The sequence below is a fragment of the Acidovorax sp. GW823-FHT01C06 genome, from assembly GCF_058798375.1.
Genome location: NZ_JBXAKN010000010.1, coordinates 83061 through 104013, shown reverse-complemented (window position 1 = coordinate 104013; position 20953 = coordinate 83061). Strand labels below are relative to the sequence as shown.

The following is a 20953-nucleotide window of genomic DNA, read 5'->3' as shown; positions in this document are numbered from 1 at the left end:
TGATGTTGAAAGCCTACCGTGACCATGTGGCCGAACGCGCCGCGCTGGGCATCCCGCCCTTGCCGCTGACCGCCAAGCAGACCGGCGAGCTGATCGAGCTGCTCAAGAACCCGCCCGCTGGCGAAGAAGCCACGCTGGTGGACCTGATCACGCACCGCGTGCCTGCCGGTGTGGACGACGCCGCCAAGGTCAAGGCCAGCTACCTGGCCGCCGTGGCCCACGGTAACGAGGTGTGCACGCTGATCGGCCGCGAGCGCGCCACGCAGCTCCTGGGCACCATGCTGGGCGGCTACAACCTCACCCCCCTGATCGACCTGCTGGACGACGCGGCCGTGGCCTCCGTCGCCGCCGAAGCGCTCAAGAAGACGCTCTTGATGTTCGACCAGTTCCATGACGTGAAGGAAAAGGCCGACAAGGGCAACGCCTTCGCCAAGTCCGTGCTGCAAAGCTGGGCCGACGCCGAGTGGTTCACCAGCCGCCCCGAAGTGCCCCAGAGCATCAAGCTCACCGTGCTCAAGGTCACCGGCGAAACCAACACCGACGACCTGTCGCCCGCGCCCGACGCCTGGAGCCGCCCCGACATTCCGCTGCATGCCCTGGCCATGCTCAAGAACAAGCGCGACGGCATCACGCCAGAAGAAGACGGCAAGCGCGGCCCCATCAAGTTCATCGAAGACCTGCGCGCCCGTGGCAACCTGGTGGCCTACGTGGGCGACGTGGTCGGCACCGGCTCCAGCCGCAAGTCGGCCACCAACAGCGTGCTGTGGTTCACGGGCGAAGACATCCCGTTCGTGCCCAACAAGCGCTTCGGCGGCGTGTGCCTGGGCAGCAAGATCGCTCCCATCTTCTACAACACCATGGAAGATGCTGGCGCACTGCCCATCGAGCTCGATGTGAGCCAGATGAACATGGGCGACGAGATCGAGCTGCTGCCCTATGCCGGCAAGGCATTGAAGGACGGCCAGGTCATCGCCGAGTTCACCGTCAAGAGCGAAGTGCTGTTCGACGAAGTGCGCGCCGGTGGCCGCATTCCGTTGATCATCGGCCGCGGCCTCACGGCCAAGGCCCGCGAGGCCCTGGGCCTGGCGCCTTCCACCCTGTTCCGCCTGCCCCAGGTGCCTGCCGCCACCGGCAAGGGCTTCACGCTGGCGCAGAAGATGGTCGGCCGCGCCTGCGGCCTGCCCGAAGGCCTGGGCGTGGTGCCCGGCACGTACTGCGAACCGCGCATGACCTCGGTCGGCTCGCAGGACACCACCGGCCCCATGACCCGCGACGAACTGAAGGACCTGGCCTGCCTGGGCTTCAGCTCCGACCTGGTGATGCAGTCCTTCTGCCACACGGCCGCTTACCCCAAGCCCGTGGACGTGAAGATGCACCACGAGCTGCCCGACTTCATCAGCACGCGCGGCGGCATCTCGCTCAAGCCCGGCGACGGCATCATCCACAGCTGGCTCAACCGCATGCTGCTGCCCGACACCGTGGGCACCGGCGGCGACTCGCACACGCGCTTCCCCATCGGCATCAGCTTCCCCGCCGGCTCTGGCCTGGTGGCGTTCGCTGCCGCCACGGGCGTGATGCCCCTCGATATGCCTGAATCGGTGCTGGTGCGCTTCAAGGGCAAGATGCAGCCCGGCGTCACGCTGCGCGACCTGGTGCATGCGATCCCCCTGTACGCCATCAAGGCCGGCCTGCTGACCGTGGCCAAGCAGGGCAAGAAGAACATCTTCTCGGGCCGCATCCTGGAAATCGAAGGTCTGCCGGACATGAAGGTCGAGCAGGCGTTCGAGCTGTCCGACGCATCGGCCGAGCGCTCGGCCGCCGGCTGCACGGTGCGCCTGAACAAGGAACCCGTGATCGAGTACATCAACTCGAACATTGTGCTGCTCAAGAACATGATCGCCCAGGGCTATGCCGACGCACGCACCATCGGCCGCCGCATCAAGGCCATGGAAGCCTGGCTGGCCAATCCCCAGTTGCTCGAACCCGATGACAACGCCGACTACGCCGCCGTGATCGAGATCGACCTGGCCGAGATCACCGAACCCATCGTCTGCTGCCCCAACGACCCCGACGACGCCAAGACGCTGTCGGACGTGGCCGGCGCCGCGATCGACGAAGTGTTCATCGGCTCGTGCATGACCAACATCGGCCACTTCCGCGCGGCCTCCAAGCTGCTCGAAGGCAAGAAGGACATCCCCGTCAAGCTGTGGATGGCACCGCCCACGAAGATGGACGCGCACCAGCTCACCGAAGAAGGCCACTACGGCGTGTTCGGCGCGGCCGGCGCCCGCATGGAAATGCCTGGCTGCTCGCTGTGCATGGGCAACCAGGCCCAGGTGAAGGAAGGCGCCACCGTGATGTCCACCAGCACCCGCAACTTCCCCAACCGCCTGGGCAAGAACACCAACGTCTACCTGGGCTCGGCCGAACTCTCGGCCATCTGCTCCAAGCTGGGCCGCATTCCTTCCAAGGAAGAGTACCTGGCCGACATCGGTGTCATCAACCAGAACGGCGACAAGATCTACCAATACCTGAACTTCGACAAGATCGCCGAGTTCAAGGAAGTGGCAGACGGCGTGGCCGCCTGATTGTTTCCCTCCGGGGAGTGATCCACTGCAAAAAGCGGCCTGCGGGCCGCTTTTTTCATGGCGTTGCGGGTGCGCCGCGCCACGCGCTTGCCACGCCGTGGCCATGGTCCAGACATTTTTTGTCATGCAAATGTCACGATGGAGTCGCATGCTTGCCGCATAACAACAACAAAAGAAATGGAGGTACATCCATGGCAAGAGGGACAACCGGCAAGGCCGGCACGTTCGGCGCGCGCCTGGCGGTGCTGCTGCTCAGCGCCGCCTTCGCCCTGGGCTTTGGCCTGGGTGGTTACTTCGTCGGGCTCAAGCCGCTGGCCCTGACCCTGCGGGCAGCGTGGGCGGTGCGCGGCTGGCAGCCCGTGCAGGCCCAGGTGCTCGCGGCCGACCTCGCGCGCCACAGCGACGGCGACGGCACCACCTGGCAGGTGCGGGCCCGCTACCGCTATGAATTCGCGGGGCGGCCATACGAAGGCTCCCGCGTCGGGCTCGACCCCACGGAGACGGCCGACAACATCGGCGACTGGCACCAGCGCTGGCACGCGCAGCTGCAAGGCGCCCAGGCCCGCGGCGCGCGCATCACCATCATGGTCGACCCGCGCGAACCCTCGCGTTGCCTCATCGACCCCTCCATCCGCTGGGCCCTGCTGATGTTCCGCCTGCCCTTTGCCCTGGTGTTCACTGCGGTGGGGCTGGGCGCGGCCTGGGTCTTCCTGGCCACCCTGCCAGGACTGGGCACGTCCAGGGAGCCGCAGGGGCAAGGCGGTGGCCGCCCGGGGCCGCAGGCCGAGGTTTCTGCCATCCCCTTGCCCAAGGGCTCTGCCGGCAGCCCGCTGGGCGCCGTCTGGTTCTTCACCTTTTTCTGGTGTGGCATTTCCTTTCCCATGGCCGGCATGTTGTGGACCGACCCGCAGTCGCCCTGGTTCGCCAAGGCCTTCATCGGCCTGTTCGTGCTGGTCGGAATGGCCCTGCTGGCCCTTGCGGTGCGACAGACCCACATGGCCTGGCGCTATGCGGGCGCGGCCCTTGTCCTGCTGCCGTCAGCACCGCGTGCAGGGCATCCGCTCGAAGTGACCCTGCTGCTCCCCGGGCGCGCCGCCGCCTACCAGCAGGGGCACAGCCTGCAACTGCGCCTGGCCCAGTACCGGGTGGACGAGTCGAGCTCCGGTTCGCCCGAGCGGTGCGTGGAGTCGTTCACCGAAGCCGCGCGCATGCAGCACACGTCCGATGGCGGGTTGCGGCTGGTGGCACGCTTCGAGGTACCGCCCGATGCGCCCCCGCACGGCAGCCAGCGCTCGGGAGAGCGCGTGGACTGGCGCGTGGAACTGCTGCACAACCCGGACGGCGCCGTCGAGCTGACTTACGACCTTCCCGTGCAGGCCGCACCCCGCACCTTCGGTGGGGACGAACTGCCGGATCGTTTTGACCGGCGTGCCGCCTGGCAGCAGGAGGTTCCCATCGTGCCCCTGGGCGAGCAGGAAGAGGAAGAAGAAGGCTCCCGGCCTCTGCCCGCTTCGGTCACGCTGCGGGAAACCCCGCAGGCCTGGCGCTACGAATTCGCCCAGGGCGGCTGGCGCTGGGCCGCGGGCCTGGTGCTGGCCGCCCTGATGCTGGAGTCGGCCATCCACGGCCGGCTGGGCCCGCAGGGGCTGATGCTGCCCCGTGGGTTCTTTGCCGCCGGCGCGTGGATGGCCTTGGCCGCCTTTGCCCTGCATGCGGCCACTCGCCACTGGACCCTGACCGTGCAGGACGGCGGCATCACCGCGCGCCGCCACTCCTGGCTCTGGTCGCGCGCCGACACGGTGTCGGGCGCTGCCAGCCGCACCCTGGTGCACAAGCTGCTGCACTCCACGGGCAGCGGCGGCAGCGAGCACCGCTACCACGCGGTGTACGCGCGCGGTGCGGGCGGTGCGCTGGTGCGCCTGACCCCGGGCCTGGCAGGCGAGGCGGCGGCCACGGTCCTGGGGCAATCGCTGGGCCAGGCGTGGGCGCACCGGCGGGGCCGTTTCGCCGCCGGCATGCAGCGGCCCGCGCGGGCGCAGCATTCCCGCCCGGCCTGGGGGGCACTGCTGGTGCTGGCCCTGCTGGGCTGGTGGATCGTGGGGCCCCAGGCTGGTCGCACCGTGGGCCGCGTTGTGGGGGCCGAGGCTTCCGCTTCGGCTGCAACCGCGCCGGCCGTGCCGTATTCCCTCGCGGAGGGTCGCTTGCTCGATGCACAGAATGCCGGCGACGCCCCTGCGCTGCGGGACGCGCTGTCCGCCGGGGCGAATCCCGACCTTCTCGCGCCCAATGGTTCCTCGGTGCTCATGCTGGCGGCCCACCGTGGCCAGCTCGAGCACATCGAGGCGCTGCTGGGCGCGGGTGCCCAGCCCGACCTGCGCCAGACGCGCAAGGACAGCGAGCGGGGCGACACAGCCCTGCTGCGTGCCTTCTACGGCGGCCATCTGGCGGCGGCACGGCGCCTGGTGCAGGCAGGTGCCAGCCTCTCGGCCCGCAACCGCTGGGACTGGGGGCCCGTGCACATGGCCGCGCAGGGCGGCTGCATCCCATGCCTCGAATGGCTGGATGCGCAAGGCCAGCCGCTCGACGAACCCGCGCCCGCCAGCCGGGGCGAGACCCCCGCGATGCTGGCCGCAGGCCGGGGCCGCGTGGAGGCGCTGCAATGGTTCGCCGACCGTGGCATCGACCTTGCGCGCACGGACGCCCACGGCAAGACCGCGCTGGACTGGGCACGCTTCAAGCAACAGGCCGAGGCCGAGCGGTGGCTGATGGGGCGTGTGCGCTAGGCGCGGCTGGCCGCGCTCCGTGAAGCGGTTCCGGCCAGGGCGCCGCACTGCGGGCGGTGCGAGGCGCACGGCAGGGCGCAGCAGCGGCGCGAGAAGGGTTTCGTCGGCCGCCGCTCCAAGGCTTTTCAGCCCAGCGCCGGCAGCAAATGCTGCACCAGCTGCTGCGCATGCTGCGGCAATTCGTCGAGCTCGCGCAGGCACAGCACCAGTTGCCGGTCCGCCCAGGCATCGGTCAGGCGCACGGCCTTCACGTGCTGCGCCCGGCTGTGGCGTGCGGCTGCCGCGCGGGGAATGATGCCCACGCCCACGCCCAGCCCCACGAGCTGGCACACCGCCTCGAACTGGCGCAGCCGCACGCGGTAGCGCAGCCGCCGCCCCTGGCGCTGTGCCTGGCGCACCACCAGGGCCTGCAGCGCGCTGCCCTCGGCCAGGCCAACGAAGTCCAGGTGCGCGACGTCGGCCAGCGCCACGCTGCGTTGCGCGGCCAGTGCGTGCCCCTGAGGCACCACCAGCACCAGCGGGTCGGGCCGCAGCACCCGCGTGGACAGGCCTTCGAGGTCCACCGCGTCGGACACCAGGCCCATGTCGCACAGCCCGGCGCGCACCGCATCGGCCACCTCCTGGCTGGAGCGCTCCTCCACGTCCACCGAAATGCGCGGGTGCCGCGCCAGAAAGCCTGCCATGGCCCGCGGCAGGTACTCGCTCAGCGCCGAGCTGTTGCACAGCACGCGCACATGGCCCGCCAGGCCCGCGCCATATTCGCCCAGGTCGCCGCGCAGCAGCTCCATCTGCTGCAGCACCAGCCGCGCGTGGTGCAGCAGCGTGTGGCCCGCGGGCGTGGGCCGCACGCCGCGTTGTTCGCGCAGCAGCAGGGGCACGCCCAGCGCGTCTTCCATGCCGCGTATGCGCTCGCTGGCCGAGGCCAGCGCCATGTGGCTGCGTTCTGCGCCCCCCGTGATGGTGCCTGCTTCGTGCACGTGCACGAAGAGACGCAGGTCGGTGAGGTCAAAGCGCATGGGGCAAACGTACCACATGGCAGGCTTCGGCCGCGCCTGAGGCGGGCTACGCGGCTTCCGCATTTCCAGGGGCGGGGCCATCCGAAACAATGGCCTTTGGCACTGCGTTGCTGGACATGCGGCGGGTGGGTTTCGGACCAGGGGATACCGATGGAACTTGTGATGAATCAGCCGCCCCCCGGGGCGGGGCGCTCATGAACGGGGTTGCCGAGCTGTGGGGCCACGGCATTGCGCCGGGCTGGCTGGCGGGGGCGGCCGCCATTTTCTGGCTGGCCGGCACGGTCAAGGGCGTGGTGGGGCTGGGCCTGCCCACGGTGGCGATGGCCCTCTTGGCCATGCTGGTGCCGCCGGCCCAGGCAGCGGCGTTGCTGGTGGTGCCTTCGCTGGTCACCAATGTCTGGCAGATGCGCCCCTGGCCCGCCGTGTGGCCGCTGGTGCGGCGCCTGGGCGGCATGCAATTCGGAATCTGCCTGGGCACCTGGCTGTGCGCCTGGTGGCTGGGGGCGCCCGCGGGCCCTGGGTCGCGCTTGGCGCTGGGGCTGGCCCTCGCGCTGTACGGCGCCTGGGGCTTGACGGGGACGCGGCGCGTGCTGCCCCTGCCGGCCCAGGGCTGGCAGGGGCCCCTGGTGGGGTTCGCGACCGGTGCCATCGCCGCCGCCACGGGTGTTTTCGTGGTGCCCGCCGTGCCCTATCTGCAGGCGCTGGGCCTGCAGCGCGATGCGCTGGTGCAGGCCATGGGGCTGAGTTTCACGGTTTCCACACTCGCGCTGGCCGTCGGCCTGGCATTCAACGCGAGCTATTCCATGGCGACCGTGGGACTGTCGGTCGTGATGCTGCTGCCTGCGCTGGCGGGCATGGCGTGTGGGCAGCGGCTGCGGGCCCGGATGTCACCCGTGTGGTTTCGGCGCAGCCTCATGCTGGGCCTGCTGGCCCTGGGCGTGGCCATGGTGGTGGACGTGCTGGCATGGCATGGTTTTGCGTCGCGCTAGGGCGCTGTTTCCTCGCCTCCCCGCCCGTTACCGGACCTGCTTTTTCTCCAGCTTGCGGGTGAGGGTGCGGCGGTGCATGCCCAGGCGCCTTGCCGCTTCCGAGAGATTGAAGCCGGTTTCGGCCAGCACTTCGTTGATGCGCTCCCATTCCAGGGTCTTGATGGAGCTGGACCGGTTCGTCAGCTCCACGTCGGTGTTGCCCGCCTTGAGCCCGAAGGCGGCCTCGATGTCGTCGGTATTGGACGGCTTGGCGAGGTAGTGGCATGCGCCCAGCTTCACGGCCTCCACCGCCGTGGCGATGCTGGCAAAGCCTGTGAGCACCACGATGAGCATGGCCTCGCTGGCCGCATGCAGCTTCTGCACGCAGACCAGGCCCGAGGCTTCGCCCTTGAGCTTGAGGTCCACCACCGCATAGCCGGGCGTGTGCTGTGCGAGCAGGGTTTCGACCTCGGGAAGGCCCGTGGCCTGCAGCACGCGGTAGCCGCGCCGCTCGAACGAGCGCGCCAGCGTGCGGGCAAAGGCCTCGTCGTCTTCCACGATCAGCAACAGGCGTTCTTCTTTTTCTGTGTCGGTATCCATGATGCGCGTCAGGCTCCAGGCAAGGCGATCGCTGCCAGCGGCAGCTCTATGGTGACTTCGGCACCCCCTTCGGGGCGGTTGTGCGCCGTGACGCTGCCGCCCAGCGTGCGTGCCACGTTGAGCACGAGGTACAGGCCCAGCCCGCCCCCGGGGCGCTCCTTGGTGGACTGGTAGGGGGTTCCCAGCCTTGCCAGCATGCCCGGCGCAAAACCGGGCCCTGCGTCGGTGACGGTGATGCGCAGCGCATCGGCGCTGCGCGTGATGGCCAGGCGCACCCATGCCGGCGAGGCGTCGCGCGCATTGTCGAGCACATTGAAAACCATCTGCTGGAGCGTGGTGTCCGACACCATGAGCGTGTCGGCGCCGAAGTCGTTGTCGTACACGAACCGCGGCATCGACCGCGTGCTGCGCCATTCCTCTGCCAGGGCATCGACGAAGGTGCGCACGGTGGTCTGCACCGACGCTTCCCCGCGGGTCTCCCCGGCCGAGAGCAGGATGCCGCTCACGATGCTCTTGCAGCGCTGCACCTGGGCCTGCATCTCGCCGATGTCTTCCTGCAGCGGTTCATGGGCCGCCAGGCGCTCATCGCGTCGCCAGTCGCCCAGGATCACGGCCAGGGTGGACAGCGGGGTGCCCAGCTCGTGCGCGGCGCCCGAGGCCAGCAGCCCCATGCGCACGATGTGTTCCTCTTCCACGCGGCGCCGGCGCGCGGCCGCCAGGCGCGCATCGCGCTCGCGCAGGTTCAGGCTGATGCGCGTGATGAAGACGACCACCAGGGTGGCATTGAGCGCGAAGCAGACCAGCAGCCCGATCACGTACAGGCTGGACAGGCCCTGGTGCAGGTCCTGCGGCAGCTCCAGGGGCAGGTGGTAGACGGCCAGCAAGCCGAAGCACAGCAGCGTGGTGATCACGATGGACCAGATGTAGGCGCCACGCAGCAGCACGGCCCCCAGCGTGATCTGCAGCAGGTACAGAAACACGAACGGGTTGCTGGTGCCGCCGCTCAGGTAGAGCTGTACCGTGAGCACGGCGACGTCGATCAGCAGCGCCAGGAAAAGCTCCACGTTGCGCACCACCACGGGGCCCATGCGCAGGCGCAGCAGGCTGGCCACGTTGAAAAGCGCAAGGCATCCCACCACCAGCAGCATTTCGCGCTGCGGCAGCACCAGACCCAGGCTGTAGTGCGCCATCTCGATGGTGAACACCTGTCCGACCACGGCGATCCAGCGCAGCTGGATCAGCTGCTGGAGGTTCTTGATGCCCGCCGCGGCATCGGCCGAGCGGGCATTGCGCTGCGGCAGGGCGGTGGCGGCGTCAGGGCGAAGGGGGTTCATCGGTGGTCGTGGGGCGGCGGGAAGGGCCATGCCGGCGGCGTTCATAGCGTGCCACATACCAGCCGGCGCCCGCAACCATGAGCGCGAGCCCGTACCAGGTCGCCGCGTACACCAGATGGCTGTTGGAAAAACGGATCACCGTCATGCCCGGGCGGGGCCAGGTCTGCACGGAAGGCGCGCCGCCAGCGGCGGGCAGGCCCGCATCCACGAAGAAGGGCGCGGCGCGGGACAGCCCCAGTGCCTGGCTGATGGCGGCCACGTCGCGCGAGTGCCAGCGTTGCCGCGCTGGATCATTGGTCCGCAGAAAACCGCCGCCAGGCTCCGAGATCCTCAGCAGTCCTTCCACGGTGGCCACGGGCCGGGGTGGCTGCGCCGCTCCCGTGAGCCACTGGTTGCGCTGCGCCTGCGGTACAAAACCGCGGTTCACGAGCACCTGCGTGCCGTTGTCCAGCTGCAGCGGGGCCATGACCCAGAAGCCCGCGCCCAGCTCCGTCACCGCCTGGGTGAGGACCGTCTTGTCTGCCAGCCATCGGCCCTGCAGGGTGACGGCAAGGTATTCGTGGTCTGCCGCGTTGACCCGGGGCCACTGGCTGGCCGGTGGCGCCGCCACGGGAGCCGCATGTACCCGGTGCTCCACGCGCTCGATGAGCGCGAGCTTCCACGCGCGGCGCTGGACCTGCCACGTGCCCAGGGCGGCAAATGCCGAGAACAGGGCGATGCCCACGAGCACGAGGGCCGCCTGGCGGAGCCGCCGCGGGGCGAAGGGCGCGTGCGCGGGGGAGGGCTCTGGCGTCAAGGTGTCAGGGCGTCGAATGCCCCGGCGCTTCGTGCGCCGGCGGCGTGGGAGTGGGGTGCGCGGGCATCATGTTGGCATTCATGTGGAACATGACCCACAGCGTGCCGCTGATGGCGATGGCCACGAATACCACGGTGAAGATGGTGGACAAGAGGGTCCATCCTCCCTCGACCTTGCCGTTCATGTGCAGGAAATACACCATGTGCACCAGGATCTGCACCACGGCGAAGGCGCCCAGCACCAGCACGGCGGTGTTGCGGTCGGCGATCACCTTGGCCATGACCAGCCAGAAGGGGATGGCCGTGAGAACGACCGACAGCACGAAGCCGATCGTGTAGTCGCGCAGGCTGCTGTGCGGCCCCACCTCATGGGGGTGATCGCCGTGGCCGTGGGCATCGTGTGCGTGTGTGTGTTGCGCGCTCATGGTTACAGCACCCCCATCAGGTACACAAAGGTGAAGACGCCGATCCAGACCACGTCCAGAAAGTGCCAAAACATCGACAGGCACATCAGGCGGCGCTTGTTTTCATGGATCAGGCCATGCTTGCCGATCTGCACCATCAGCACCACCAGCCATACGAGGCCGAAGGTCACGTGCAGGCCGTGGGTGCCCACCAGTGTGAAGAAGGCCGACAGGAAGGCGCTGCGCTGGGGCGTGGCGCCCTGGTGGATCAGGTGGGCGAACTCATAGAGTTCGAGGCCCAGGAAGCACAGGCCGAAGAAACCCGTCACGGCCAGCCACAGCAGCGTGCCCTTGGCGTCGCCCAGCTGCTTGCGCAGCATGGCGAAGCCGAAGGTGATGGACGACAGCAGCAGGAAGGCCGTGTTGATGGCCACCAGCGTCAGGTCGAACAGCTGCGCGCCGGTGGGGCCGGCCGCGTAGCTGCGGCCGAGCACGCCGTAGGTGGCGAACAGGGCGGCGAAGATGAGGCAGTCGCTCATCAGGTAGAGCCAGAAGCCCAGGGCCGTGCCGTTCTCGGGATGGGGCTCGTGCGCCAGGTGGTAGTCGCGCGGCGCGAGCGCCGCGCTGGCGGCGCCTGCCGCGCCGGGGGTGTATCGGATATCAGACATGGCTGGCACGCAGTTGTTGGGTGCGGTGGTTTTCCGTCTTGGCCACGGTGGAGGCCGGGATGTGGAAGTCGCGCTGGTAGTTGAACGTGTGGATGATGGCCGCCAGGACCACGGCCGCGAACGACACGCCCGCGAGCAGCCACATGTGCCAGATCAATGCGAAGCCCAGCACCAGGGACAGGGCCGAGATCACGGCGCCCGATCCGGTATTGGCAGGCATGTGGATGGGCTGGAAACCGGCGAGGGGACGCCGGTAGCCATGCTTCTTCATGTCCCACCACGCGTCGATCTCGTGCACCACGGGCGTGAATGCGAAGTTGTAGTCGGGCGGGGGCGAGGACGTGGCCCATTCCAGCGTGCGCGCGTCCCACGGGTCGCCCGTGTGGTCGCGCAGCTCTTCGCGCTTCAGGTAGCTCACCACGATCTGGATCAGGAAGCAGGCAATGCCGGCCGCGATCATGGCCGCGCCGACGGCTGCGATCACGAACCAGATCTGCAGGGACGGGTCTTCGAAATGGTTGGCTCGGCGCGTGACACCCATCAGGCCCAGCACGTACAGCGGGCCGAACGCCACCCAGAAGCCCACCACCCACAGCCAGAAGGAGCGCACGCCCCAGGTGCGGTCCAGCTTGTAGCCGAAGGCCTTGGGGTACCAGTAGTTGATGCCCGCGAACAGGCCGAACAGCACGCCCCCGATGATCACGTTGTGGAAGTGGGCGATCAGGAACAGGCTGTTGTGCAGCACGAAGTCGGCCGGTGGCACGGCCAGCAGCACGCCGGTCATGCCGCCGATGGCGAACGTCACCATGAAGGCCACGGTCCACATCATGGGCAGCTCGAAGCGGATGCGGCCCTTGTACATGGTGAACAGCCAGTTGAAGATCTTCGCGCCCGTGGGGATCGAGATGATCATCGTCGTGATGCCAAAGAAGGTGTTCACGCTCGCGCCCGAGCCCATGGTGAAGAAGTGGTGCAGCCACACCAGGTACGACAGGATGGTGATCACCACCGTGGCATACACCATGGAGGTGTAGCCGAACAGGCGCTTCCTGCAGAACGTGGCCACCACTTCGGAGAAGATGCCGAAGCACGGCAGGATCAGGATGTACACCTCGGGGTGGCCCCAGATCCAGATCAGGTTCACGTACAGCATGGCGTTGCCGCCCAGGTCGTTCGTGAAGAAGTTGGTGCCGGCATAGCGGTCCAGCGACATCAGCACGAGCGCGGCCGTGAGCACCGGGAACGAGGCCACGATCAGCGCGTTGGTGCACAGGGCCGTCCAGGTGAAGACGGGCATCCTCATCAGGTTCATCCCCGGCGCGCGCATCTTGATGATGGTGACGATCAGGTTGATGCCCGAGAGCGTGGTGCCCACCCCCGCGATCTGCAGCGCCCAGATGTAGTAGTCCAGCCCCACGCCGGGGTCCTGCGCGCCGAGGTTGGACAGGGCCAGCCAGCCGGAGGTGGAGAACTCGCCCAGGAACAGCGACACCATCACCAGCACGGCGCCGGCCGTGGTCATCCAGAAGCTGAAGTTGTTGAGGAACGGGAACGACACGTCGCGTGCGCCGATCTGCAGCGGCACGAGGTAGTTCATCAGGCCCGTGACCAGCGGCATGGCCACGAAGAAGATCATGATCACGCCGTGGGCGGTGAAGATCTGGTCGTAGTGGTGCGGCGGCAGGTAGCCCATGTTGTCGCCAAAGGCCATGGCCTGCTGCAGGCGCATCATCACGGCGTCGGCAAAGCCGCGCAGCAGCATCACCACGCCCAGGATCATGTACATGATCCCGATCTTCTTGTGGTCGATGCTGCAGATCCAGTCGCGCCACAGGGTGCCCCACAGGCGGAACTTGGTGATGGCGGCCATCACGGCCAGCCCACCCAGCACGGTGGCGACAAAGGTCCAGAGCACGATGGGCTCGTGCGCCATCGGTATGGAATCCCAGGTGATGCGGCCCAGGGCCCAGTGGGGTGCGGTAACAGGTGAGGAGGACATGGCGGTCAGTCTTCTTGGGCGTGGGCGCCGGCGGCCGGCAGGGCGGGGCTGGAGCAAGTCATTGGGCGGCGGTGCTGCGGGTGGAAATGGCGTGGCGCGACTCGAGGGCGGCCACCACCTGGGCGGCGTTCTGCGAGGTGCACACGTCCTGGGGCAGGTTCAGGCCCATGGCGCGCACGTAGGCATCGCCACCGTTCTCGTCGATGGCCATCATGTGGTGCATGCACATCTTGCCGTCCTCGACGCAGCGGTTGAGCACCTTGTCGTACAGGCCTTCTTCCACGCTGGCAAAGCGCTGCACGGGGTCGCGTTCGCTGGGCTTGGCCAGGGCCATGTAGGCCTGGCGGGTCAGGGGCTTGCCCTCGGACCGGGCCCTGGCGACCCACTGCTCGAAGTCGCCCTGGACCAGGCCGTGGAACTTGAAGGTCATGCCCGAAAAGCCCGAGCCGCTGTAGTGCGACGCCATGCCGTGGAACACGCCGGGCTGGTTGATCACGGCGTTCAGCTCGGTCTGCATGCCGGGCATCGCGTAGATCATCCCGGCGAGGTCGGGCACGTAGAACGCGTTCATGGTGGACGTGGCCGTGAGCTTCAGGAGAATGGGCCGGTCCACCGGCGCCGCCAGTTCATTGACCGTGGCGATGCCCAGCTCGGGATACAGGAACAGCCACTTCCAGTCCATGGCCACCACCTGCACTTCCATGGGGGTGGATTGCGTGTCCAGGGGCTTGGTGGCCGAGATGCGGTCCAGCGGACGGTAGGGGTCGAGCTTGTGCGTGCCGATCCAGGTCAGCGCGCCCAGGGCGATGATGATCATGAGCGGCACCGTCCAGATCACCAGCTCCAGGGTGGTGGAATGGTGCCAGTCGGGGTCGTAGTCTTCCTCGGTGTTGGCGGTGTTGTTCTGGCGGTACTTCCAGGCAAACCACAGGGTGAGGGCGATCACCGGCACGATGATGATGAGCATCAGCAAGGTGGCCTGGATGACCATGTGGCCCTGCTGGGCAGCGATGTCGCCCGCCGGGTTGAGGACCACCGCCTTGCTGCAGCCGGCCAGGCCGCCCAGGGCAGTAGCGGCGGCGAGCCAGGCAGGCCCGCGAAAGTGAGGAAGTTTGAACATGTGAAAGGCGCTACCAAGGCGTTGATTCGAGGGTAAACGCGGATGTCGGGGTACCGCAGAATGTAATAGCGCTAGCTTTTTTGTCCATTGGACATTTTGTCCAGGGTCAAAGGTTGTTGCTCCCATCCGGGGCATGGGGGCAGAGCCGGCGTTGTCCTGCAAGGCGCCCTGGCCCAGGCATACTTGTCCCGGGGCAGGCTTGCGGGTAAAACCTAGGTGCCCGGTGCCTTTGCGGGCAGCGCGATCCCTGAAAATCAGGCGGACGAGCCCAGCCGTCCTGGTTTTTTCCGACAACGACAAGGAGTCCTGTTCATGAGCAGCCCCGCCTCTGCCACCTACCCCGCGGCCGGCTTCGAAGAAAGCCCAGCCTCTCTCTCCCGGGCGGACACGCATGAAGATGTCACTCCCAGCGAAATCGCCGTGGGCGTGATCATCGGGCGGTCGTCCGAGTATTTCGACTTCTTCGTTTTCGGGATCGCCTGCGTGCTGGTGTTCCCGTCGTTCCTGTTTCCCTTCATGTCGCGCCTGGATGGCACGCTCGCCGCCTTTGCGCTGCTGGCCGTGGCGTTCGTGGTGCGGCCCGTGGGCACAGCCATTTCCATGGCCATCCAGCGGCGCTGGGGCCGGGGCACGAAGCTGACCATCGCGCTGTTCCTGCTGGGGGTGTGCACGGTGGCCATGGCCTTCCTGCCGGGTTACAAGGACGTGGGCATGACCGCCATCGTGGCGCTGCTGATCCTGCGCATCGGCCAGGGGCTGGCGCTCGGCGGCTCGTGGGACGGCCTGCCGTCGCTGCTGGCGATGTCCGCCCCCCGGCACCGCCGGGGCTGGTACGCCATGATCGGGCAGCTGGGCGCGCCGCTGGGGTTTGTCTTGGCCGCGGGCCTGTTTGCCTATCTGTACAGCAGCCTCACCGTCGAGGAATTCCTGGCCTGGGGCTGGCGCTATCCGTTCTTCGTGGCGTTCGCGGTGAACGTGGTGGCCTTGTTCGCCCGCCTGCGCCTGGTGGTGGGCCAGTCGTACGCCGAACTGCTGCAGGAGCGCGAACTGCAGCCCGTGCCCGTGAGCCGCGTGGTGCGCGACGAAGGCAGCAATGTGCTTTTGGGTGCTTTCGCCGCGCTGGCGAGTTTTGCGCTGTTCCATCTGGTCACGGTGTTCCCGCTGTCGTGGATCACGCTGTACTCGGAACAACCCGTCACGCAGATTCTGGGGGTGCAGATCGTGGGCGCCTTCCTGGCGGCGGGGGCCATCATGGTGTCGGGCTGGCTGTCGGACCACCTGGGCCGCCGCAAGCTGCTGGGCGGCATGGCGGTGATGATTGGCGTGTTCAGCTTCATGGCGCCGGTGTTGCTCAACTCCGGCGAGGTGGGCAGCACCATGTTCCTGCTGCTGGGCTTCGTGCTGCTGGGCCTGTCGTACGGCCAGGCTTCTGGCACGGTGACCGCCAATTTCTCGCCCCAGTACCGCTACACGGGCGCCGCCTTGTCGGCCGACCTGGCCTGGATCATTGGCGCCGCCTTCGCGCCCCTCGTGGCCCTGTACCTGTCCTCCCGATTCGGGCTGCTGGCGGTGACGGTGTATTTGCTGTCCGGCGTGGCCTGCACATTGGGTGCCCTCAATCTGAACCGCCGCATGGAGCGGCGCGACCGGTAGCAATGGCGGGTATTTTGCTATCGAATAGATAGCTTCTGGCGCTTGCCCATCAAGCGCTGGAGGTCAAAAAGCAAAAGAAAAAGCGCCCGGAAGTACCGGGCGCTTTGTTTTGGGGGCTCAGTCCTGCGGCCTGAAACCGATGGTCAGGGAAGGCGGCACGCGTCCATCCACGTCGCGGGGCAGGGTCTCGGTCTTGTCCAGCGCGCGCAGCACGGCTTCGTCCCAGGCCTTGTTGCCGCTGGACTGCACGAGGCGCTTGCCGACGATGGTGCCATCGGGCGACAGGCGCACCTCCACCTCCGCGCGCGGGTTGCCCGAGATCGCATCGGGGTACACGATGTTGGGCTTGACCTTGGCCGCCACCTTGCCGCCGTAGCTGCCCGAGGGGCCGGCGCTGCGCTGCGCGGTGCCGGTGGCATTTTCGCTGCCGGTGGCGCCCGCCAGGCCCTGCATGCGCCGCAGGTTGTCCTCGCGCTGCTTGGCCAGCTGCTTTTCCTCGGCCTCTGTCCTGCGCTTGGTGGCTTCTTCCGCCTTGCGCTTGTCTTCGGCCAGCTTCTTTTGCTTGTCCTGCTCGGCCTTCTTCTGCTCGGCCAGCTGCTTTTCACGCTGCTCTTTTTCCTTTTCCTTTTGCAGGCGTTCCTTCTTCTCCTGCTCCAGGCGGTCGCGGCGCTCGTCTTCCTTGCGTTCACGTTCGCGCTTTTCACGCTCCTGCTGCTGTTCGCGGGCCTTTTTTTCCTGTTCCAGGCGCTTCTTTTCACGCTCGATGGCGATGTCGGCCTCGCGCGTGTCCGTCGGTTCCACCGCGCGGGGCGGTGGCGGTGGTGGCGGCGGCGTGGGGGTGCGGACTTCGGGGGGAGCGGGCGGCGGTGGTGGGGGCTCCACGGCACGGGGCGCGGCCTGCTGGGGCACGGCGGCCCAGAGCTCGGCCTCCACCGCGGGCTGGTCGGCGCTGCTCTTCCAGTTCACGCCCCAGGTCAGCGCGCCGATCAGCACCGCGTGCACCAGCACCGCCAGCGTGATGGCGCGCAGGCGTGCCGGCGGGCGGGGCGGGGCAAACTGGTCGCGGTCGGTGTGGGCGTGCATGGGCGGTGAGAGTGCGGAGCGCGGTTTCGGTTCAGCCGCCCTGCTTGACGGACAGGCCCACCCGTTGCACGCCCGCCTTCTGCAGGGCGTCCATCGCCTTCACCACGTTTTCGTACTGCACACCCTTGTCGGCGCTGATGACCACCGCGCTCGCGCTGTCCGCGCCCTGGGCCTTCTGCCAGCGGCTGGCGGCATCGCCGATCTCGCGCTGGCTCAGGCTGCGCGTGGCCTCGGGCGTCTTGAACTGGAGCGAGCCGTCCTTGTTGACGATGACCTGGGCCACCACCTTGGGCATGTTCTTGCCCTTGCCCACGCTGGGCACGTCGACCACGCCGGGCGTGAGCATGGGGGCCGTCACCATGAAGATGATGAGCAGCACCAGCATCACGTCGATGAACGGGACCATGTTGATCTCGTTGATGGTGCGGCGGCCTCGGCCGCGGGATGCCATGGCGGGCATGGTGTGGCGCTCCTGCGGTTAGTGGCCGGAGGCCGATGGGGCGGGGGCCGCCGGGTGCGCGCCCAGGTTGCGCTGCAGGATGTTGGAGAACTCCTCGATGAAGGTCTCCTGGTGCGTGGCCACGCGGTCGATGTCGCGCGCGAAGCGGTTGTAGGCGATCACGGCCGGGATGGCGGCGAACAGGCCGATGGCGGTGGCCACCAGGGCTTCGGCGATGCCCGGCGCCACGGTGGCCAGCGTGACCTGCTCCATGCCGGCGAAGCCGGTGAACGCATGCATGATGCCCCACACCGTGCCGAACAGGCCCACGTAGGGCGACACCGAGCCGACCGATGCCAGGAAGGACAGGCTCGATTCGACGACGTCCATCTCGCGCTGGAAGCTCGCGCGCATGGCGCGACGTGCGCCGTCGAGCAGGGTGCCGGGGTCCACGATGCGGCGCTCGCGCAGCTTCTGGTACTCGCGCATGCCGCTGGCGAAGATGCGTTCCATGGGGCCGGCCTGCTTGGCGTTCTGCGCGGCACTGGCGTACAGGTCGTTGAGGCTGGTGCCCGACCAGAACTCGCGTTCGAAGTCGTCGTTGAGCGTCTTCACGCGCTTCAAGGAAAACAGCTTGCGGAAGATGGCCGCCCAGCTGGCGACCGACACGCCCAGGAGCAGCAGCATCACGAGTTGCACCACCCAGCTGGCGTGCAGCACCAGGGAGATGATGGACATGTTTTGGGAGTTCATGGTGAGAGTTGTTCCAGGAGGGTGCTCGGTATTCTTGCAGGGCGCATCGTCGCGGCATCGACCCATCCGATGCGGATGGTGCCTTCGGTCAGCAACAGGGGAGGCTGTTCGGTCATCTGCTCTGGTTTCAGGAGCGCCTGCTGCACTATTGTCAACGATGCGCGGCCTGGGGCCTGCAGGGCGGCGGTAACAATCAGTTCATCGTCCAGCCGGGCGGGCCGGTGGTAGCGCAGCTGCGCATCGGTTACGACAAACATGCCGCCGGTTTGTTCCCGCAATCGCTGCTGGCCCACGCCCAGCGAGCGCAGCCATTCGGTCCGGGCGCGCTCGAAGAACTTGAGGTAGTTGGCATAGAACACGATGCCGCCGGCATCGGTGTCCTCCCAGTAGACGCGGATGGGGAACTCAAAGCCCATGGTGTCACCCGAGGAGCCTGCGCAGCCGTTCCACCGATTCCTGCAGCTGGGCCATGGAGTTCGCGGTGGAGAAGCGGATGAAGCGCTCGGGCTCTGCCGTGCCGAAGTCACGCCCCGGCGTCACCGCGATGTGGGCGCGGCGCATCAGCTCAAACGCGAAGTCCCAGCTGCCGTTCACGCCCAGGCGCTGTGCGGCCTGCGTGCAGTCGGCCCAGGCGTAGAAGGCGCCGTCGGGCATCACGGGCACGGAAAGGCCCAGCGATTGCAGCGCGGGGATGAAGAAGTCGCGCCGGGCCTTGAACTCGGCGCGGCGGCGTTCGTACTCGGCGATGCTCTCGGGCTCGAAGCACGCCAGCGCGGCATGCTGCGACACGGTGCTCGCGCAGATGAACAGGTTCTGCGCGAGGCGCTCGACCACGGGCACCATGGCCTCGGGGACCACCATCCAGCCCAGGCGCCAGCCCGTCATGTTGAAGTACTTGCTGAAGCTGTTGATGCTGATGATGTTGTCGTCGATGGCCAGGGCCGTGTGGCCAAACTCTTCCTCGTACGACAGGCCCAGGTAGATCTCGTCGATCAGGGTGATGCCATCGTGCGCGCGCACCACGTCGTGGATGCGGCGCAGCTCGCCGGGGGCGATGGAGGTGCCCGTGGGATTCGATGGCGATGCGAGCAGGACACCCCGGGTTTTTTCGCCCCAGGCGGCGCGCACCTTGTCGGCGCTGAGCTGGTAGCGCTCGGCGGCCGTGGTGGGCACGAGCACGGCCTTGCCCTCGGCCGCGCTCACGAAGTGGCGGTTGCACGGGTAGCTGGGATCGGGCATCAGGATCTCGTCGCCCGATTCGATGAGCGCCAGGCACGCCAGCTGCAGCGCGGCCGAGGCGCCGGCCGTCACCACGATGCGGCGCGCGGGCACGTTCACGCCAAAGCGGCCCTGGTACCAGCCGCTGATGCGTTCGCGCAGCGCATCCAGGCCGAGGGCGTTGGTGTACTGGGTCGCGCCGCCGTGCACGGCGCGCATCGCGGCCTCCTGCACCAGCGGCGGCGCTGTGAAGTCCGGCTCGCCGATGTTCAGGAAGATCATCGGCTCGCGCGTGCCCGCCACTTCGCGTGCCAGGGCCTGCGCGGCCTTGGCCACCTCCATTACATAGAACGGTTCGATGCGCTCGGCGCGCGTGGAAAACTTCATGGAAAGGCGTCCTGCCCGTGCTGGCCGGGTGTCGTTTGAAATGGAAGGGGGAATGGGGGCGCGCCCGCCGCCGCTCCGTGGCGGCCCGGCGCGCCCGGGAGCTCAGGCGCCGTCAGCGGATGCCCCGGATGGGGGGGCGGTGGGGGCGGCCGCCGCGCCGCCAGCCTTGTCCGCCGCCACTTCCAGCGCGCGCAGCTGGGGGGCCAGGCCGTTGAGCACGGCATTCACATACTTGTGGCCGTCGGTTCCGCCAAATTCCTTGGCCAGTTCGATGCACTCGTTGAGCACCACGCGCCAGGGCACGTCCAGGCAGTGCTGGAACTCGTACACGCCGATCCACATCGTGGCGTGCTCGATGGGCGAGATTTCGGCCATCTTGCGGTCCAGCAGCGGGGTGATGAGCAGGTCCATGTCGGCGGCGGTGGCGATGCAGCCGTGCAGCAGGGCGTCGTAGTGCACCGAGTCCGCCTTGTGAAAACCGGCCAGGTCGCGCGTGAACGCGTCGATGGCGTGGGCGTCGTTGCCGCCCACCAGGTGCTGGTAGAGCGCCTGCAGCGCGAACTCGCGCGCGCGGCTGCGGTTGGACTTGGATGCGGCCTTGCGCGTGCCCGTGGACTTGAGCCCGGTGCGGCCCTGCTTGGGAGGGCGCGCCGAGGAGGGCGTGGGGGTGTTTTCGCTCATGACAGGTCGTCCAGCAGGTTGGCCATTTCCACCGCCACGCGGGCTGCATCGGTGCCCTTTTCGGTCTGGCGGGCCACCGCCTGATCGAGGTTCTCGGTGGTGATGATGGCGTTGGCAATCGGGATCTGGTAGTCCAGCGACAGGCGCGTGACGCCCGCGCCGGATTCGTTGGCCACCAGTTCGAAGTGATAGGTCTCCCCGCGGATGATGCAGCCCAGGGCGATCAGCGCGTCGTACTCATCGCTTTCGGCCATGGCCTGCAGGGCCACGGGCACCTCGAGGGCGCCGGGCACGAGCACGTGCCGGATGTTCTTTTCCTGCACGCCCAGGTTCAGAAGCTCGGCACGGCAGGCCGCGGCCAGGGTGTTGGTGATGCTTTCGTTGAAGCGGGCCTGCACGATGCCGATGTGCAGCTTCTTGCCGTCCAGCTTGTCCGCTGTTCCTTTTTCTGCGCCAAACATGTT

19 protein-coding genes are annotated in these 20953 nt (G+C 67.8%); 4 read left to right on the top strand and 15 right to left on the bottom strand.

The genetic code is table 11. The features are described from left to right. Positions 1 to 2 precede the first annotated feature (2 nt). A complete protein-coding gene (gene acnB / locus AC1RCS_RS19525; RefSeq protein WP_492245589.1) occupies positions 3 to 2588 on the top strand; it encodes a bifunctional aconitate hydratase 2/2-methylisocitrate dehydratase in 2586 nt (861 codons plus the stop codon). Positions 2589 to 2779: 191 nt separating this feature from the next. Continuing rightward, positions 2780 to 5371, top strand: a complete 2592-nt coding sequence (locus AC1RCS_RS19520; RefSeq protein ID WP_492245590.1) for an ankyrin repeat domain-containing protein — start codon at positions 2780 to 2782, stop codon at positions 5369 to 5371. Between the two features lie 125 nt (positions 5372 to 5496). Here the strand turns inward: AC1RCS_RS19520 and AC1RCS_RS19515 are convergent, their stop codons facing one another. Further along, positions 5497 to 6387, bottom strand: coding sequence for a LysR family transcriptional regulator (locus AC1RCS_RS19515; RefSeq protein ID WP_492245591.1), 891 nt, complete (start codon positions 6385 to 6387; stop codon positions 5497 to 5499). Positions 6388 to 6581: 194 nt separating this feature from the next. On the opposite strand from AC1RCS_RS19515, the gene AC1RCS_RS19510 reads away from it, so the two are divergent. Next, complete coding sequence (locus AC1RCS_RS19510; protein ID WP_492245592.1) at positions 6582 to 7376, top strand: sulfite exporter TauE/SafE family protein; 795 nt, start codon at positions 6582 to 6584, stop codon at positions 7374 to 7376. Between the two features lie 27 nt (positions 7377 to 7403). Here the strand turns inward: AC1RCS_RS19510 and AC1RCS_RS19505 are convergent, their stop codons facing one another. Genes AC1RCS_RS19505 through cyoA form a run of 7 tightly spaced genes read right to left on the bottom strand, consistent with a single transcriptional unit; the run spans position 7404 to position 14275 of the window. Continuing rightward, complete coding sequence (locus AC1RCS_RS19505) at positions 7404 to 7955, bottom strand: response regulator transcription factor (protein ID WP_218293943.1); 552 nt, start codon at positions 7953 to 7955, stop codon at positions 7404 to 7406. A gap of 8 nt (positions 7956 to 7963) precedes the next feature. Continuing rightward, positions 7964 to 9289 (bottom strand): ATP-binding protein, encoded by a 1326-nt coding sequence (locus AC1RCS_RS19500; RefSeq protein WP_369641928.1) that lies wholly within the window; start codon positions 9287 to 9289, stop codon positions 7964 to 7966. Then, positions 9270 to 10085, bottom strand: coding sequence for an SURF1 family protein (locus AC1RCS_RS19495; protein ID WP_492245593.1), 816 nt, complete (start codon positions 10083 to 10085; stop codon positions 9270 to 9272). The genes AC1RCS_RS19500 and AC1RCS_RS19495 overlap by 20 nt, the downstream gene beginning before the upstream one ends. A gap of 4 nt (positions 10086 to 10089) precedes the next feature. Then, a complete protein-coding gene (gene cyoD, locus AC1RCS_RS19490) occupies positions 10090 to 10509 on the bottom strand; it encodes a cytochrome o ubiquinol oxidase subunit IV (protein WP_218293946.1) in 420 nt (139 codons plus the stop codon). Between the two features lie 2 nt (positions 10510 to 10511). Next, complete coding sequence (cyoC, locus tag AC1RCS_RS19485; protein WP_218293947.1) at positions 10512 to 11156, bottom strand: cytochrome o ubiquinol oxidase subunit III; 645 nt, start codon at positions 11154 to 11156, stop codon at positions 10512 to 10514. After that, positions 11149 to 13155, bottom strand: coding sequence for a cytochrome o ubiquinol oxidase subunit I (gene cyoB, locus AC1RCS_RS19480; RefSeq protein ID WP_492245594.1), 2007 nt, complete (start codon positions 13153 to 13155; stop codon positions 11149 to 11151). Before cyoB ends, cyoC begins: the two co-directional genes overlap by 8 nt. Positions 13156 to 13213: 58 nt before the next feature. Then, positions 13214 to 14275: a ubiquinol oxidase subunit II gene (gene cyoA, locus AC1RCS_RS19475; RefSeq protein WP_369641930.1), complete on the bottom strand. Its 1062-nt coding sequence runs from the start codon at positions 14273 to 14275 to the stop codon at positions 13214 to 13216. 312 nt (positions 14276 to 14587) lie between these two features. Between cyoA and AC1RCS_RS19470 the strand changes: the two genes are divergently transcribed. Beyond that, complete coding sequence (locus AC1RCS_RS19470) at positions 14588 to 15928, top strand: MFS transporter (RefSeq protein WP_218340683.1); 1341 nt, start codon at positions 14588 to 14590, stop codon at positions 15926 to 15928. Between the two features lie 117 nt (positions 15929 to 16045). Here AC1RCS_RS19470 and tolA read toward each other — a convergent pair whose 3' ends face one another. The 7 genes from tolA to ribH all read right to left on the bottom strand — a co-directional run bounded on the left by tolA (position 16046) and on the right by ribH (position 20950). Next, positions 16046 to 17011: a cell envelope integrity protein TolA gene (gene tolA / locus AC1RCS_RS19465; RefSeq protein ID WP_492245595.1), complete on the bottom strand. Its 966-nt coding sequence runs from the start codon at positions 17009 to 17011 to the stop codon at positions 16046 to 16048. 31 nt (positions 17012 to 17042) lie between these two features. Next, positions 17043 to 17471: an ExbD/TolR family protein gene (locus tag AC1RCS_RS19460; RefSeq protein ID WP_056170151.1), complete on the bottom strand. Its 429-nt coding sequence runs from the start codon at positions 17469 to 17471 to the stop codon at positions 17043 to 17045. 18 nt (positions 17472 to 17489) lie between these two features. Next, positions 17490 to 18203 (bottom strand): protein TolQ, encoded by a 714-nt coding sequence (tolQ, locus tag AC1RCS_RS19455; protein WP_218293952.1) that lies wholly within the window; start codon positions 18201 to 18203, stop codon positions 17490 to 17492. Next, complete coding sequence (ybgC, locus tag AC1RCS_RS19450; RefSeq protein WP_218340685.1) at positions 18200 to 18619, bottom strand: tol-pal system-associated acyl-CoA thioesterase; 420 nt, start codon at positions 18617 to 18619, stop codon at positions 18200 to 18202. Before ybgC ends, tolQ begins: the two co-directional genes overlap by 4 nt. A gap of 4 nt (positions 18620 to 18623) precedes the next feature. Beyond that, a complete protein-coding gene (locus AC1RCS_RS19445; RefSeq protein ID WP_492245596.1) occupies positions 18624 to 19808 on the bottom strand; it encodes a pyridoxal phosphate-dependent aminotransferase in 1185 nt (394 codons plus the stop codon). A gap of 102 nt (positions 19809 to 19910) precedes the next feature. Continuing rightward, entirely contained in the window at positions 19911 to 20489 is a 579-nt protein-coding gene (gene nusB / locus AC1RCS_RS19440) for a transcription antitermination factor NusB (RefSeq protein ID WP_218293955.1), read from the bottom strand. Next, positions 20486 to 20950 carry a 6,7-dimethyl-8-ribityllumazine synthase gene (ribH, locus tag AC1RCS_RS19435; protein ID WP_218340687.1) on the bottom strand — a complete coding sequence of 155 codons (465 nt, stop codon included), beginning with the start codon at positions 20948 to 20950 and terminating at the stop codon, positions 20486 to 20488. The genes nusB and ribH overlap by 4 nt, the downstream gene beginning before the upstream one ends. Positions 20951 to 20953 lie beyond the last annotated feature (3 nt).

What these genes read in the sequence shown, in the direction of transcription:
- acnB (WP_492245589.1), top strand. Translation starts at nt 3, where the DNA reads ATGTTGAAAGCCTACCGTGACCATGTGGCCGAACGCGCCGCGCTGGGC.
- AC1RCS_RS19520 (WP_492245590.1), top strand. Translation starts at nt 2,780, where the DNA reads ATGGCAAGAGGGACAACCGGCAAGGCCGGCACGTTCGGCGCGCGCCTG.
- AC1RCS_RS19515 (WP_492245591.1), bottom strand. Translation starts at nt 6,387, where the DNA reads ATGCGCTTTGACCTCACCGACCTGCGTCTCTTCGTGCACGTGCACGAA.
- AC1RCS_RS19510 (WP_492245592.1), top strand. Translation starts at nt 6,582, where the DNA reads ATGAACGGGGTTGCCGAGCTGTGGGGCCACGGCATTGCGCCGGGCTGG.
- AC1RCS_RS19505 (WP_218293943.1), bottom strand. Translation starts at nt 7,955, where the DNA reads ATGGATACCGACACAGAAAAAGAAGAACGCCTGTTGCTGATCGTGGAA.
- AC1RCS_RS19500 (WP_369641928.1), bottom strand. Translation starts at nt 9,289, where the DNA reads ATGAACCCCCTTCGCCCTGACGCCGCCACCGCCCTGCCGCAGCGCAAT.
- cyoD (WP_218293946.1), bottom strand. Translation starts at nt 10,509, where the DNA reads ATGAGCGCGCAACACACACACGCACACGATGCCCACGGCCACGGCGAT.
- cyoC (WP_218293947.1), bottom strand. Translation starts at nt 11,156, where the DNA reads ATGTCTGATATCCGATACACCCCCGGCGCGGCAGGCGCCGCCAGCGCG.
- cyoB (WP_492245594.1), bottom strand. Translation starts at nt 13,155, where the DNA reads ATGTCCTCCTCACCTGTTACCGCACCCCACTGGGCCCTGGGCCGCATC.
- cyoA (WP_369641930.1), bottom strand. Translation starts at nt 14,275, where the DNA reads ATGTTCAAACTTCCTCACTTTCGCGGGCCTGCCTGGCTCGCCGCCGCT.
- AC1RCS_RS19470 (WP_218340683.1), top strand. Translation starts at nt 14,588, where the DNA reads ATGAGCAGCCCCGCCTCTGCCACCTACCCCGCGGCCGGCTTCGAAGAA.
- tolA (WP_492245595.1), bottom strand. Translation starts at nt 17,011, where the DNA reads ATGCACGCCCACACCGACCGCGACCAGTTTGCCCCGCCCCGCCCGCCG.
- AC1RCS_RS19460 (WP_056170151.1), bottom strand. Translation starts at nt 17,471, where the DNA reads ATGCCCGCCATGGCATCCCGCGGCCGAGGCCGCCGCACCATCAACGAG.
- tolQ (WP_218293952.1), bottom strand. Translation starts at nt 18,203, where the DNA reads ATGAACTCCCAAAACATGTCCATCATCTCCCTGGTGCTGCACGCCAGC.
- ybgC (WP_218340685.1), bottom strand. Translation starts at nt 18,619, where the DNA reads ATGGGCTTTGAGTTCCCCATCCGCGTCTACTGGGAGGACACCGATGCC.
- AC1RCS_RS19445 (WP_492245596.1), bottom strand. Translation starts at nt 19,808, where the DNA reads ATGAAGTTTTCCACGCGCGCCGAGCGCATCGAACCGTTCTATGTAATG.
- nusB (WP_218293955.1), bottom strand. Translation starts at nt 20,489, where the DNA reads ATGAGCGAAAACACCCCCACGCCCTCCTCGGCGCGCCCTCCCAAGCAG.
- ribH (WP_218340687.1), bottom strand. Translation starts at nt 20,950, where the DNA reads ATGTTTGGCGCAGAAAAAGGAACAGCGGACAAGCTGGACGGCAAGAAG.